Source organism: Streptomyces sp. NPDC021019 (assembly GCF_044333295.1).
In the GTDB taxonomy this organism is placed as follows: Bacteria; Actinomycetota; Actinomycetes; order Streptomycetales; family Streptomycetaceae; genus Streptomyces.
In genome coordinates this window covers 290,773-304,383 of sequence record NZ_JBIRQR010000001.1, presented here as the reverse complement: position 1 = coordinate 304,383, position 13,611 = coordinate 290,773, and the positions used below count along the sequence as shown (strand labels likewise).

The 13,611-nt window shown below is 67.8% G+C and carries 14 protein-coding genes and 2 pseudogenes; 12 read left to right on the top strand and 4 right to left on the bottom strand.

Annotated elements, in window-relative coordinates:
* Window positions 1-117 precede the first annotated feature (117 nt).
* Window positions 118-2,529, bottom strand: a complete 2,412-nt coding sequence (locus ACH4RG_RS01380) for an N-6 DNA methylase (RefSeq protein WP_398538918.1) — start codon at window positions 2,527-2,529, stop codon at window positions 118-120.
* Window positions 2,530-2,903: 374 nt separating this feature from the next.
* Here ACH4RG_RS01380 and ACH4RG_RS01375 point away from each other — a divergent pair.
* Both ACH4RG_RS01375 and ACH4RG_RS01370 read left to right on the top strand, forming a co-directional pair.
* Window positions 2,904-3,199, top strand: a pseudogene (locus ACH4RG_RS01375) (NUDIX hydrolase); the annotation flags it as partial.
* A gap of 44 nt (window positions 3,200-3,243) precedes the next feature.
* On the top strand, window positions 3,244-3,378 hold the full coding sequence (locus ACH4RG_RS01370; RefSeq protein ID WP_398538917.1) for a hypothetical protein: 135 nt from the start codon (window positions 3,244-3,246) through the stop codon (window positions 3,376-3,378).
* Between the two features lie 91 nt (window positions 3,379-3,469).
* Here the strand turns inward: ACH4RG_RS01370 and ACH4RG_RS01365 are convergent.
* Window positions 3,470-3,685, bottom strand: a pseudogene (locus ACH4RG_RS01365) (IS30 family transposase); the annotation flags it as partial.
* 143 nt (window positions 3,686-3,828) lie between these two features.
* On the opposite strand from ACH4RG_RS01365, the gene ACH4RG_RS01360 reads away from it, so the two are divergent.
* Complete coding sequence (locus ACH4RG_RS01360) at window positions 3,829-4,362, top strand: NUDIX hydrolase (protein WP_398538916.1); 534 nt, start codon at window positions 3,829-3,831, stop codon at window positions 4,360-4,362.
* On the opposite strand, the gene ACH4RG_RS01355 is transcribed toward ACH4RG_RS01360, so the two are convergent.
* Window positions 4,340-5,686 (bottom strand): hypothetical protein, encoded by a 1,347-nt coding sequence (locus ACH4RG_RS01355; RefSeq protein WP_398538915.1) that lies wholly within the window; start codon window positions 5,684-5,686, stop codon window positions 4,340-4,342. The genes ACH4RG_RS01360 and ACH4RG_RS01355 overlap by 23 nt on opposite strands.
* A 123-nt stretch (window positions 5,687-5,809) precedes the next feature.
* On the opposite strand from ACH4RG_RS01355, the gene ACH4RG_RS01350 reads away from it, so the two are divergent.
* From ACH4RG_RS01350 to ACH4RG_RS01330, 5 genes are all read left to right on the top strand, one after another.
* On the top strand, window positions 5,810-6,010 hold the full coding sequence (locus tag ACH4RG_RS01350; protein WP_398538914.1) for a hypothetical protein: 201 nt from the start codon (window positions 5,810-5,812) through the stop codon (window positions 6,008-6,010).
* Window positions 6,010-6,339: a hypothetical protein gene (locus ACH4RG_RS01345; RefSeq protein ID WP_398538913.1), complete on the top strand. Its 330-nt coding sequence runs from the start codon at window positions 6,010-6,012 to the stop codon at window positions 6,337-6,339. The genes ACH4RG_RS01350 and ACH4RG_RS01345 overlap by 1 nt, the downstream gene beginning before the upstream one ends.
* A gap of 193 nt (window positions 6,340-6,532) precedes the next feature.
* Window positions 6,533-7,657 (top strand): radical SAM protein, encoded by a 1,125-nt coding sequence (locus ACH4RG_RS01340; protein ID WP_398538912.1) that lies wholly within the window; start codon window positions 6,533-6,535, stop codon window positions 7,655-7,657.
* Entirely contained in the window at window positions 7,654-7,818 is a 165-nt protein-coding gene (locus ACH4RG_RS01335; RefSeq protein ID WP_162952559.1) for a hypothetical protein, read from the top strand. Before ACH4RG_RS01340 ends, ACH4RG_RS01335 begins: the two co-directional genes overlap by 4 nt.
* Window positions 7,819-7,906: 88 nt before the next feature.
* A complete protein-coding gene (locus ACH4RG_RS01330; RefSeq protein WP_398538911.1) occupies window positions 7,907-8,773 on the top strand; it encodes a GNAT family N-acetyltransferase in 867 nt (288 codons plus the stop codon).
* A gap of 1,154 nt (window positions 8,774-9,927) precedes the next feature.
* On the opposite strand, the gene ACH4RG_RS01325 is transcribed toward ACH4RG_RS01330, so the two are convergent.
* Window positions 9,928-10,371, bottom strand: coding sequence for a GntR family transcriptional regulator (locus ACH4RG_RS01325; RefSeq protein ID WP_398538910.1), 444 nt, complete (start codon window positions 10,369-10,371; stop codon window positions 9,928-9,930).
* 158 nt (window positions 10,372-10,529) lie between these two features.
* Between ACH4RG_RS01325 and ACH4RG_RS01320 the strand changes: the two genes are divergently transcribed.
* The 4 genes from ACH4RG_RS01320 (at window position 10,530) to ACH4RG_RS01305 (ending at window position 13,488) form a co-directional block, all read left to right on the top strand.
* Window positions 10,530-10,916, top strand: a complete 387-nt coding sequence (locus tag ACH4RG_RS01320; RefSeq protein WP_398538909.1) for a hypothetical protein — start codon at window positions 10,530-10,532, stop codon at window positions 10,914-10,916.
* A 163-nt stretch (window positions 10,917-11,079) separates the two neighbouring features.
* The gene (locus ACH4RG_RS01315; protein WP_398538908.1) at window positions 11,080-12,492 is read left to right on the top strand and encodes a cell division protein FtsK; all 1,413 of its coding nucleotides are present in this window, start codon (window positions 11,080-11,082) and stop codon (window positions 12,490-12,492) included.
* A 34-nt stretch (window positions 12,493-12,526) separates the two neighbouring features.
* Complete coding sequence (locus ACH4RG_RS01310; RefSeq protein WP_398538907.1) at window positions 12,527-12,679, top strand: hypothetical protein; 153 nt, start codon at window positions 12,527-12,529, stop codon at window positions 12,677-12,679.
* Between the two features lie 47 nt (window positions 12,680-12,726).
* The gene (locus ACH4RG_RS01305) at window positions 12,727-13,488 is read left to right on the top strand and encodes a DUF2637 domain-containing protein (protein ID WP_398538906.1); all 762 of its coding nucleotides are present in this window, start codon (window positions 12,727-12,729) and stop codon (window positions 13,486-13,488) included.
* Window positions 13,489-13,611: the final 123 nt, after the last annotated feature.

Sequence of the window (13,611 nt, the reverse complement as noted above, 5' to 3'; positions counted from 1 at the left end):
CCCCACTCATCATCACTAGCAATTGGGCGCTCTTCACACGTAGGACTCGGCCCAGTGAACTTCTTAGTGATTAGATCTCGCACATGGACTTGGGTCCACCCGTCAGGCACTGCAGCGTTATTCATACCCGAGCTCCTTCAGCAACCTGGCGAGCGTCGTGGCAGTTGCGTCACGCTCGGCTTCGAGCGTCGCGAGCGGTGTCTGGTATTTGTCCCACCAGGTCTCGAACGCCGAGACCACCGCCCGCCGATGCCGGGCAATGCGCGCCTGGGCCTCAGCGAGAAGATCGCGTTCCATGGCTTCGAGCACAATCCGGCGGGCGATGGCGTCATTGAGAGCGGCACCGGCGGCCTCGAGGCGGTCGGCGAAAGCACCCTTATCCGATTTGAGCTGTTTCTTCGTCGCTGTCAGCTTCGTCCGCAGCTTCCTGACTTCTGCCGGTGAGAGGGCTTCTTCGACCGGCTCATCGTCGGCGCCGTTTTCCTCGTCATCGGACGCCGTAGCCGCCTTGATCGTGCTGTCTAGCTCGGCAACCTCTGCTTCGAGGGTGGCCAGCCGGTCGAGGTACTCGGGCAGCAGTGCCCGCGCCACCTTGTGGTCGAGCGGGTTGACCTTGGCCTTCTCTTCAGCCAGGGCGTCGAGCACAGTGGCAACCCAGGCCTCGATAAGACCGCGGTAGCCGTGGGTCGCGAGCGCTTTCAGGTCTGGCAGGCTCTCGCCCCACCAGGACGCCACGATGCCGCGGATCGCGAACGGGTCCAGTAGCCGGGTGGAGGCCAGCGCGTCTCGGAACGTCTCGATCAGGTCCTTGCGCAGATCGACGAGGTCGCCAAGCGACTCCAGCTTGTCGAAGCGCGCTTCCTGCGCATCCCACCAAATCCCGATGGAGTCGAGCACAGCGCTCTCCGTGGCGACCACGCCGGCGTCAGCCTCGATCAGGCGGCGCAGGTCGCGCCGCTCGGTCACGACGTTGGCAAACTGCGAGTAATCGTCGTTCTTCGGGGCCAAAAGGTGATCTGGCGTCAGGCCGTGGGCGGCGAATAGGTCCGCCTTAGCACTGACCTCAGTCTTCGGAATGCCGCCGTGCAGATGCGCTGGCACGTCCTGCGGCTCGGGAGGCGGCGTGGTGTCGACGTAGCGACGGATGTTTAGGTTGTCGTCGTTCTCGGCCAGCTCACTGCGGGAGACGACGCGCGCGAAGCCAGGGACATCCTCGAAGGCCCGGTAAGCCGAGACGATCTTCTCGATGTGCTCAGGCTCCAAGTAGTTCTGCGCTCGGCCTTCCCGGTAGTCCCGGTCCGCGTTGATGAACAGCACCTTGCCCGTGCGGTCCTTTGGCTTCGAGCCGAGCGGCCGCAGTACGAGGATGCAGGCCGGGATGCCCGTGCCATAGAAAAGTTGGGGGCCGAGGCCGATGACGGCCTCGAGGATGTCGTCGTTCAGGAAGCCGGTCCGGATCCTCCCCTCGTCACTGCCGCGGAACAGCACACCGTGCGGCATGACCGTCGTAACGAGCCCGCCAGGCCGGGTCACCGCCAGCATGTGTTGGACGAACATGAGGTCGGCCTTCTTGCCCTTTTCGGGCGTATAGCCGTAGCGAAAGCGCTCAGGGAACGGGATGGCGTCAGCCACGTAGTTCATTGAGAACGGCGGGTTGGTGATCACCCGGTCAAAGCGCTGCAGCTCCCCGCCCGTGACGTGTGCTGGATCTTCGAGCGTCCCGTCGTCATTGTTCCGAAGATCCGCATCGGGGATGCCGTGGAGCAGCATGTTCATCTTGGAGATGGCCCAGACGCTGCCGTCCTTCTCCTGGCCGGCGAGGGCGAGGTTGCGACTGTCGCCGCCCGACTCCTCAACGTACTCCTTGGAGAGGATCAGCATGCCGCCAGATCCCGTGCACGGGTCGTAGACGCTCATGCCGGGACGCGGGTCGGCAACCTGCACCATAAGGCGGACGACGTCACGCGGGGTGTAGAACTCGCCGCCCTTCTTACCGGCCGAGTCGGCGAAGTCCCGGATCAGGTACTCGTACGCGGCGCCAAGGAGGTCGGGGAACTCAAAGTCCTGCTGCCGAAGCGGCACCTTATTGAAGTGCATGATCAGCTCGCGCAGCTTCTTGTCAGACATCGACGACTGACCGATCTTGCGGTTGAAGTCGATGTGCTGAAGCACCCCGTCCAGCGATCGGTTGCTGTGCTCCAACTCCTCCAGGGCCTTGTTCAGGCCGCTGCCGACCGACTTATGGAGGTGATCGCGGATCTGGTCCCATCGAGCCCGCTGCGGAACGTAGAACGTCCGATAGAACGAGGGCGCCTCGGCCCGCTGCTCCGCCTCGGCCTGAGAGCGCCCCCGTGCCCGCTGCTCGGAGATGACCTGCCGCCGCTCGGCCTCGAACTGGTCGGAGGCATATTTCAGGAACAGCATCCCGAAGATGTACTCCTTGTAGGCCGAGGCCTCCATGGAGCCCCGCAGCACATCGGCAGCGGCAAACAGGTGCCGCTCCAGCTGCGGCAAAGTCAAGCGTGGCATCCGGCAGCTCGTCCTTCCTGGCGTGCGTCAGCCCTCGTCCCGGAGACCGAGTCGGTTCCGAGGGAGCTGTATCCTGCAACCTTAGCTGTGAGAGCCGATAGAACACCGCCGCTTCCTTGGGCCCATGGCGGCTCGGCGCCGACACCCTTGCGGTCCGCGAGGTGCTGTTCAGGGCGAACGCAAGTGGACGCCCCTGCACGCAGCCCAAGACCCCACCAACACCGTTGGAAAGCGAGTTGGTGGGGAGCCGTACTGACATGAACGGCTGGGGACGCTTCCCGCAACCGTGCGGAGTCCGCCGAGACCACGGAGCGGGTGAGAGCAGGGAGTCGCAATGCAAGCGGCCGATCCCGACGGACATCTCGTCAAGGTGACTGGAGTGGAAGACGCACGGTGAGCGTCAGATCTACCCGAACAAGTGGGTGAGTCTGTGTCTGGTCGACGTCCAGCAGCCTGACGGCGCAGGTGGGAATACCACGTGGTTCGCCTGCGGCACCTGGCCGTGGCCGCCGTGATCCACGACCGCCAAGAGGTCCTGATGATGTGGCGGCACCGCTTCATCACAGACTCGTGGGCGTGGGAGTTGCCCATGGGCCTGGTCGAAGAAGGTGAGACTCCGGAGGAGGCTGCGGCCCGTGAGGTCCTGGAGGAAACGGGCTGGCGTCCCGGCACGCCCGAGTCATCGTGGAGACGCTCGGGCACAGCACGATCACTATGACCCTCGACACCTACGCCCACGTCATGCAGACGACCCTGCGGGCGGCTGCGGATCGGATGAGCGACGCCCTGGGGCTGGACGACATCGACCCGGACGAGGGACAGCAGGCCGAGGAAGATTCCGCCGCCTGATCGGTTCGGCCGTGGACGTTGATGTCATCCGCTGATGCCAGAGGCCCCCTGGACGATGGGCGGATTCCAGGGGTCGTTGCAACACAGATGATCAACTGGCTGTGGCCAGGAACTTAGCGAGGCGCTCGGCTGGGGTTTCCCAGTCGAGCGTTTTGCGTGGGCGGCCGTTGAGTTCGGCGGCGGCGACGGCCAGATGGTCACGGGTGTGGACCGCGAGGTCGGTGCCCTTGGGGAAGTACTGCCGCAGCAGGCCGTTCGTGTTCTCGTTGGAACCGCGCTGCCAGGGGCTGGCCGGGTCGCAGAAGTAGAAGCCCTGGAGGCGGCTCACTCCTCGCGCACTGTGGTCCAAGTGCAGCTTCATCTCGTCAAGTTGACGCGAAAAGGCCTGAACGTACGTCCCCCGCCGGCTCGGTCTGAGACCCTGGAGGTCGATCGAGAGGGGCCGCAGCGATGCAGTGGAAGATCCACGGGGAACGTCCGATCTACGAGAACAGCTGGGTGAACCTGTGGCTCACCGACGTCGAGACGCCGGACGGTAACCGCTGGGAACACCACGTCGTCAAGCTCCGGCACCTGGCCGTGGCCGCCGTGGTCAACGAGCGGCGCGAGGTTCTGATGATGTGGCGGCACCGCTTCATCACGGACGCCTGGGCGTGGGAGCTGCCCATGGGCCTGGTCGAGGAAGGCGAGACGCCGGCCAACGCGGCGGCCCGTGAGGTGCTGGAGGAGACAGGCTGGCGCCCCGGCCCGATCAAGCCGCTGATCTACGCCGAACCGGCCAACGGCATCACCGACTCCCAGCACCACGTCTTCCGGGCCGACGGAGCGACGTACGAGGGTCCGCCGACCGAGAAGAACGAGTCGGATCGGATCGAGTGGATCCCGCTGGCCGACGTGCGGGGCATGATCGACCGACGAGAGATCGTCAGCAGCGGCTCCCTCGTCGGGCTGCTCTACGTGCTCATGGACGAGGCGATCCGCTGATCTGACGGGGCAGCACTTCTCTGAGCCGGGACTCGAACGCCACCGCGGCCGGTTCCCGGCGGAAGGGCTCCAGCTGCTCGTAAAACTCCTTGAGGTGGCCGGCGACTCGTTGTGAGCTGACGGCCGCCGCCGGGGCCAAGGCGTCCATGGCCGTGTGGCACGCCTCGTCGAGTTTGCCGCGCTGGAGCTGGGTGCGGGCGAGCCAGAAGGCGTGGAAGGCGCGGCCTCGGTGGTTCGTCTGGTGTTCTCGGCGCAGGGCATCCGCGATGAGGGGTTCGGCGAGGGCTGCTTCGCCCAGGCGGCCGTGCGCAATGCCGGTGTCCACGATCAGCTTCGGTTCGTCGAAGTAGGCGACCCAGGCCGGGTCCGGATCGCCGGTGCTGATCCGGCCGAACTGGGTGTGGGCTTCCGAGATCGCGGTGTGGGTCGCACCGTGGTTGCCGAGCGTGGCGTGGGCGAAGGCTTCGCGCATCGCGAGCATGGCCAACACGCGCGGTGTCGTCACCGCGGCCGCTCGGGCCTGGTCCTGGGCGGCCGTGACGAGTGCGAGGGCGTTGCCGGGCTTGTCCTGGTAGGTGGCCTGGAGGCTCATGCAGGCGAGGACGTTGGCCATGAACTGGCGGTCGTCGATGGCCTTGGCCAGGCCGAGGGATTCGGTGAAGTAGGCGCGTGCCTGGTGGTACTGGCGGGCGTCGAAGTAGGTCCATCCGGTGAACCGGGCCAGCTCAGCCGCGATGCTGTGCAGGCCGTCCCGTAAAGGAGCCGGACGCTGCTCCTTGAGGAGATCGACGACATAGCGGAGCTGGCCGACGACCGCCGGCCGTAAAGTCTCGCCGCCGTGCTCGTCGTCCCGGCGCCAGTAGTCCGCGATCGACGAATGCAGCGCGTCCAGGGTCGACGCGGTGAGGTCCCGCTCGGCCGCCAGGGCGAGGATGCTGTCGACGTCCGCCCCCGGCAGTCCGGCGACCAGTGGTTCGACGGCTGAGGTCGGTACCTCGGCCGGTTCGCGGGGCGTGACCGTCAGGCTGGGCGGCGTCTCCCAGGCACGACGGGCAAGTCCGAGCATGTGTCCGGGGATGCGCAGTCCGTCAGAGATCCGTTCGATCACGTCCATGTGCAGCAACTGCCTCCGCCCGGCGATCACCTCACCCACACGGCTCGGAGTGAGGTCACAGCGGCGCGCGATCATCGACGGATAGATGCCTGCTCGCACCTTGACCAGCTGAAAGATGCGGCCGAAGTCTCTGGCCTGGCATGCCTCGATCATCACTGGGTCTGTGAGCAGGCTGACCGGGAGTTCCTTCGAGCGAGATGGCTCGGGCATCGGGCACGCTCCGGCATGAGGACTACGGATCGCTGCACTTGGTCAACCGAGGGTGAGGTTACCCAAGTTGGGTAATCCGCTTGGCCTTTCTGGCCGTGCCCGCGGATCGCGATGCTCCTGGCCATGGCGAACGGACAGGACAACGTACGGATGACGTTGCGGGTCTCCTGCGACTCCGGCCAGACGTGGGGGCCTCGCACAGAGGTACGCGTGGGCGAGGACCCGGTGGTCCCGGAGAACCCGGGCCGCTACCCGCCGTGCGTCTGCCCCCGGTGCTCGCAGCAGGCCCGGAACGCCGTCGCGTCCTTCCGGATGGTGTCGTGATGCGTTGCGCGCACTGGCGCCGGGTGCCCCTCGACCTGGCACGGGAAGCGCGGGAGAAGTCGACCGCCCCGTACATCGACAGGGCGGTGCAGTGTCAGCTGTCCGCGCACAACGAGGGTGAGCATTTCGGTCTCCTCACCGACGCCGGCACGTACGGGACCGCGCTGTGGCTCCGCTGGCACGGGACAGACGAGACGGAGCTCGTCGTACTGCCGGACTGCCCGGTGGCCTCCCCGGGGCCCGACGGTGAGGGCTGCTGTCTGTTCGCCGACCACGCCAAGCAGCACACCTGGGAAGACGCGCTGGAGGAGGTCTCGTGCACCAACTGATCGCGAGCCCGCACAAGACCCGGCACCCTCGCTCGCCTCGTAACGAACAGTGCGGGGACTGCGGTGGCAGCGGCGCCAACTCGTCCGGCAAGACCTGCGGCACCTGCAACGGCCTTGGCGAGATCCACTGCCGCGCCGGCCGCCAGGAGCCCCGTGCACTGTCCCGTTCCGTGATCCGGAAGGAGGGCCCCCGATGGCCCACGCTCTGATCGCCTCCCCGTTCCTCGACGGGCACCTTCTCCTCAAGCCGGGAGCAAGGGCCGGCGCCCGAATCTCCGCCGACCACTTCGAGGGCCTGCGCCAGGCCGCCACCGGCGGTGAGTCGCTTCCCGCCTGGGCGGTGCAGACCGCCGCCGACGTGTGGGGCCTGGACCTGGACGGCCAGACCGCGCAGGGCACCGTGCTGGTGCGCGAGCCGTCCTCGTACGGCTACTGCCGGGCGTCCTGGGAGATCAACCTCGGCTGCAACTTCGGCTGCAAGCACTGCTACCTCGGCGAGCGGCCCTTCTCCGGCCTCGGCTGGGACGACAAGGTGCGACTGCTGGACATCATGCGCGAGGCCGGTGTCCTCTGGCTGCAAATCACCGGTGGCGAGCCCACCATGGATCCCCACTTCCAGGGTGCCTACCGGCATGCCTGGCAGGCCGGGATGATGCTCACTATCTCGACGAACGGCTCGCTGCTCTGGCGGCCGGACCTCCTCAAGCTCTTCCGGGACTGCCCGCCCTACCGGCTGGTGGTCAGCATGTACGGGGCGAGCGAGGAGTCCTTCGACACGCTCACCCAGCGCCGCGGGGCGTGGAAGGCGTTCCGGCGCGGCATGGACGCCGCACGGGAGGCGGGGCTGCCGCTGCGGATCAACGTCGTGGTGACCGAGGACAACGCCTCCGAGGCCGACGAGATGGCCGCCCTCGCCGACGAGTGGAACGTCGAGAACCACGCGTACACGAACATGACGCCCACGATCTACGGCGGCGGTGAGCCGCTGCTCGCCCAGTCCGCTGCCCACCTGCGGCAGCGCAAGCCGTTCGCCGGCTGCAACGCGGGACACACCTTCTTTCACGCCGACCCGCACGCCAAGGTGTCGATCTGCAAGGTCGGGCGCGACGACCAGATCGACCTCATGGCCGAAGGCATCGACGGCCTCACCCGGCTCGGCGCCATCGCCGACCGCCTCATGCTTCGCACCGGCGGGTGCGAGGGCTGCGCCCTGTCCGGCACCTGCCGGGTCTGCCGCCCCCTGGCCAAGCACTACCAGGAGGCCAAGGCGCCGCTGCACAGCTACTGCCAGCACGGAGACAAGGAGAACGCCTCATGACCCCGCCCGTACCGGTGACCATCCTCCCCGGCCCGCCGGCCTCGGCCCGCCGCGCCGCCCCGCCTGTCGCGACCGCGTCGATCACCGCCGTCCAGGACCTCGACGTGATCGTGGAGAGCGCGGAGTGCTCCTGCGACGCCGGGGACGACAACCCCCACTGACCGACACGATCCGGTCAACTCCGTTCAGGCCCCGGCGTACTCGCGTCGGGGCCTGAGCCCTGCCCGGCCCACCGCTAGGGTGCCGCTCATGTTCTTCCGCTGGGACTGGCTCCGGCCCCAACTGACCGCGCCGATCGTGCCGACTCTCGGTCCCATCCACCCCGATGCCCTGACCGTCAGCGTGGTCGAGGACATCCTGCGAGCGGCCGACACGGGTGACTTCCTGCCCTACGACAAGGACCGGCGCTGGGGCGGCGAGAAGGACGAGAACGTCCTCCGCGAGGACGTGATTCACCAGCCCGAGCACACTCTCATCCCCACCCTGAGTCGGCGTGGACGCGGCACTGTGAAGGTCTTCGCCTACGGGCTCCGCGACACCGTCGTGGATGAGGCCGCCGAGCTGGCCGCGAAGCTCGCCTCCACGCACAACGTGGCGGGCGCCCGGGTCGTACGCCCTCTCGGTCCCGAGACTGCACACCCGCGCGGCACCCGCATCCAGCTGAAGGACTTCACCGCCTGCCCCTGCCCCGCCCCGGACGGCCCGGTCCGGCCCGTCACCGCCTGGTCGGCCGCCGTGCAGGAGACCTTCGCCCCGTTCGCCGAGGCCATGACGGGCGATGGCCTGGCCTTCCTCCACGCCCAGATGCAGGCCGGCCGGTGCGGCCCGGTTCTCGCCGCCGCCGTCGAGTACCGCATCGTGGGCGCGATCGGCCCCATGGAGATCCAGCCCGACGCCATTGGACGCCCCCAGCTCATGCCCCAGTACTTCGCCGTCCTCCCCGAGGCCCGAGGCCAGGGCCTGGGACGCGTCCTGTGGCGGGCAGCCATGCACTGGGGACAGTCCCACGGCGCCGCCTACCAACTCCTCCAGACCGAGATCGGCGGACCCTCCGACCGACTGTGCCAGGCCGAAGGACTCACCTCCCTCGGCTTCACCTACGCCATGTCCGCATAGCTCCAAATCGCGCCACCTTCTCTGGTCTGCTGCCCCGTGCCGTTGGCGACCTCAGCCACAGAAAGTCAGCCACGACGGCGGGTGCGCCGAACAAGCACCCGCCACGTGTGTCTCCAGCAACCACCCACCGGCGCCGGCCACGCTTCCCCAGTGCGTCACGGTCTCGGCCACGTTGCAGCTTGAGCGCTGCCGCCGACCTCGCCTGATGGATGGGCGGGAGACCGATCGCCGGGTCACGACTGACTGACCGGCAATCTGCGGTGGCCGATGCGGACTTGGCAAGCGTCCCGCTCCTTCTGGCCGTGCTCGCCGTGGGGCAGCTGTCGGGGTTCTTCACGGTTCTGACTGCCCGCTTCTCGGGCTTTTGCGGCGCGAGCGGGCGGGGCCGTCGCAGGCGGTGGCGGAGACATGGAGCCGGCGGCGGCCTGGGGCCGCCGCGCCGCGCGGCCCGCGCCAGCGGGCCGCCTTGATCCAGTAAAGAAACTTTGGACAGCTCGCCCCTTCGGCTGCTTCGGTCGGCAGGGAGTGGGCTGTTTTGCCACGTTTCACCCCGGTCTGATCGCGGGATCGTCGGAATCTATCCACAGGCTCCCGGCCGTTTGATGTTCCTGCTGGAAGTTGTCCACAGGAATGCAGCCGAGCGGGGCCGCTGGAGAGGTGCGGGAATGCGCGTTCTGAGGGGGTGTCCGCTTTCGCTGATTGCGTGCGACTCGCGCCGGAGGTACCGGAGCCTACGTACACAGAGAACGAGAAATGTGACCCACGCCACACATAAGCATGGTCACGCGGGATCCGGTTGCAAGACCTTCACAGCGACTGACGGCTTCCCGGGGGGCGGAACCGCCCTGCGGTACTGCCGCCCACATGACGGGACGCGGCAAGGGATTTTGACAGCCTCTCCCGCCCGGCGGGTCGCGGGGTTGTGGCGAGATGCCCGATCTCAGCAGGCTTCCAGAGAAGGGGCCGGATGGCGCACGCGCGCTTCACCAGGGCGGGCCATCGAGGGGTTCTGCGGGACGGAACGAAAGAACGGCGCGGCGATGGGCGGGGAACAGTGAACGAGTCGGAGATATCAGCGCTGGACGCGGACGTGACACTCCTCGCAGCCGAAGTGGCCGACCTCGCCGCGCTCATGCAACAGGTGACGCGCGAGATTAAGCGCCTTCGCCAAGCGTTTGATCCTTCAGCCGCTGAATGAGCTCAAGCGCTTCAACAAGCGTTTCACGCATGGAAGCGACGTCACGTCGAAGGTCTGCGACCTCTTGAGAAAGGCGGACGTACCGCGCATCGGCGGTTGAACAGGCAGCGTCGCCGGCCAGGGAGGTTCCCCCTACCCCCTCCGCGGCTGCGTCGGACTCAGGGGCGGGGCGGCGAATGAAGCTGCCTCGCCCCTGGACGCTGTAGATCAACCCTTCGCTCTTGAGTAGCCGGAACGCGTTTTGCACTGTGGCGCTAGCGAGCCCGAACTTCTCTTGCAGCTCCCGCGAGGACGGCACCTTGTCGCCAGGCCCCAGCTCGCCGTTCTGGATCTGGCGCCGCAGATAGTCGGCCACCTGGACGTAGGGCGGGCGGGAGTCGTCTTCGAGGGGCAGCGTCATGCCCGCAGGATACGGCCGCAGCCTCTGTCATACCTACGGAACGCATGGATAGCAGGATCCCTCCAACGCCTGGGTGTTGCAGTACACCCAGGCGTTGTGGTTACCTCTGGTGCGGCCGGATCACCGGTCACGAACCCGACTGAAAGGGCTTATTCGCCATGGCCAGGACCGTTATCCGTGTCCACGTGCTCCCCACCACGAACGTCATGACCGGCACGCCAGCAGTGCCGAAGTGGAAGGACCAGGAGAACGGCATCCGCGCGGTGGACTTCGAGACCGGTGCGCCGCTGTGCACCCTGACGCTCTTCGTGATGGAGGGCGAGCGCGCTGAGGCACTGAAGGTGACCGTTCCGCAGACCGGTCTGCCCAATGGTCTGCACCCGGGCCGGTTCGTCCGCCCGGTGGACCTCTTCGCGAGCCCGTGGGCGCGGATCTTCAACGACCAGCTTCAGGAAGGCGTGGCCTACCGCTGCGCGGCACTGGAGCTGGTCGACACCCCTGCCATGCCGCAGGAGACGACCGGGCCCGAGGGCGCTGCGGCGTGACGTCGCTCCCCGCGCGCCGGGGTGAGACCCCGGATGGCGGTCGCCCGCTCGTGATCTTCATCGACGAGGCGGCCGCCGTCCTGGGGGCACTGCGCCCCCTGCCCTTGCCTTTCCCCACGTGCCTGCTGCGGCGCGATCTCTCGAACGGAACGAAGGAAGACCGGTGAACGAACTCAACGAAGCTTTCGGTTGGCTCCGTACAGTGGTGTGGCTCGGGCTCGGGCTGATCGCCCTGTGGGCCGTGGTCTGGGTGATCCGCTACTTGCGGGCGTCGCCGATGGAGCGGATCAGCATCCGGCAGGCGATACGGATCCGTTGGGGCTGGAAGCGGCTGGCGCGGATGTGCGGGCTGTCGGTCACGGACAAGATGCCGACCGCCCTGGCCTCGCTCGCGACCTCGGACGGCAAGGAACCCAAGCCCCGCGTCCTGGTCCCGGCTCTGAAGGTCACCCCGGACGCCTTCGGGGTGATGGCTGGGGCAACCTGCCTGCCGAAGGTGGGTCTGGCGGAGTTCCAGAAGGCCGCTCCCTATCTGGCGGACGCCTGGCGCATGGCCCGCGTGTCCGTGTTGCCGGGTGAGAAGCCCGGACAGGTCACGCTGCGCGGGGTGCGGGTGGATCCGCTGATCACGCCGACCGTTCATGTGCCCACCGGCCGCCCGCCGGAGGAGTACGCGGTGTGGGAGCTGGGGGTGGACGAGTTCGGCTTGCCCGTGGTCGTGCCCCTGAAGGAGGTCCCCGGGGTGGCCATGGGCGGATTGCCAGGCTTCGGAAAGACGTCATGCGTGAACCGGCTGGTGTGTGACTGGGCGCCCTCGCCGGCCATCCAGTTCGTCTTCTTCGACGGAAAGGTCTCCCACGCCTACGAGGGCGACTACGCCGACCTCGTGCAGCGCGCGTTCGAGTTCTGCGGGGACGATCTGGAGGAGGCGAACAGGAAGCTGAAGGAACTCGTACAGCTGCGCCGCGCCCGCTCCGCGTCCATCCGCCGCGTGTTGGGCGTGAAGAACATGTGGCACGTCGGTCCCTCGGAGGACTGGCCGCTCATCGTCATCGTCATCGACGAGGCCCACACCTACTTCCGCGACTACAAGGGCTCCGACCCGGCTACCAAGAAGCTGGCCGCGCTCGCGGCGGAGAACGCCCGCCTGGTGGAGGACCTGGTGAAGAAGGGCCGCTCGGTCGGTTTCCTGACCCTACTTACCACGCAGAAGACCACCGGAGACGCGATCCCCACCTTCATCCGCGACGTGTGCCCGGTCGGGCTGTCATTCGCGCAGAAGACCGCCGACGCCGCCGTGGCCGCGCTCGGTGACGACATCCGCGAGTGGCCCGACGCCAGCCCGGTCACCCTCCAGGACCCCGCCTACGTCGGCGTCGCGGTCATGTCCCAGCACGGCCGCCCCGGCTTCATCCGCATCCGCACCCCCTACGTCGCCGACCGGGACGCCGCCCGCGTCGCCGAACAGACCACCCACCTCGTTCGCCACCCGGCCAAGCTCCTGCAAGACCTGATCCACCGCACGGGTGTGGACCTCAACAAGGAGGACCCCGAACCCCCGGCGGAAGCGGCCTGAGATGCGCCCCTCCATGCGGATCTACATCCGACACATGCACAAGGCCATCACTACCGGGGACCTTGACCGCGCCACGCGGATAGGCATCGCCGCCTACCGCATCGCCAACACCCACGAACGCCAGGTCCTGGAGACCTACCTCGGTCCGAACGTCGCCCACAGGGCCGAACTCGTCCCCGCGAGCTGACCCGCCGACCTCGGCCCCAACTCCCCTTGGAGGAGGTGAATCCCTTCATGTCAGAAGACCGGATCACTCAGCGCACCGTGACCGTGGTCATGGCAGTCATCGCCCTGCTGGCCTTCGTGTTCTCCTTCGGCAACGTCTGGAACCTGTCCCTGCGCCTGGGCGTCCCCGACCCGGTCGCGCCCCTGATCGCGCCGATGGTGGACCTGTCCGTCCTCGGCCTCCTGGTCGCCCTGCGGTACCTGTCCCTGCGCGGCGTAGCCGCCGACGAGCTCAAGGGCGCGAACCGGCTGATGCACACCTCCGGCTTCTTCACCCTCGCCCTCAACATCGCCGAACCCGTCATCGCCGGCCACTGCGGCCGCGCCTGCGTCGACTCCGTGGCACCGCTGCTCCTCCTCGGCTGGGGTGCCGTCGGCCCCGCGCTCCTGCGCCACTTCCACGCCGTCACCACCGCGGACCCCACCACCACACCGGCTGTCCTCCCGGCCCAGACTCGCGTGGCCGACCCGGCGTCAAACCCGGAATCCGTACCGGAGGACGCTCCAGCCGACATCGAAGCCGCCCTCATCCCGGAGCCTGCTCCTGAACCGGTTTCCGTGCCCGAACCTGCGGCACCCCTGGCCCCCGCTCCCGTCGCTGTACCGCATCCGGCCGTCAAGGTGGCCCCGGCTCTGCTGGACGCCGCCCGCGAGATCGCCGAAGCCCACCGCGCCGCTACCGGCCAGCCCATCACGCTGCCGCAACTCAAGGCCCGTCTCGGCGTCAGCCTCCCCCTGGCCACCGCCGCACACGCGGCACTGACGGCCTGACCCTCCGCCAGCCTTCCGGCATCTCCTCCTGGCCTCCTGGGCCTGACCCGTCATGCCCTCGGGCAGCACCTGGCTCCGTCTCGGTGCTGCCCGAGGCCTCCATCAGCGGAAAGGACCCCCTGC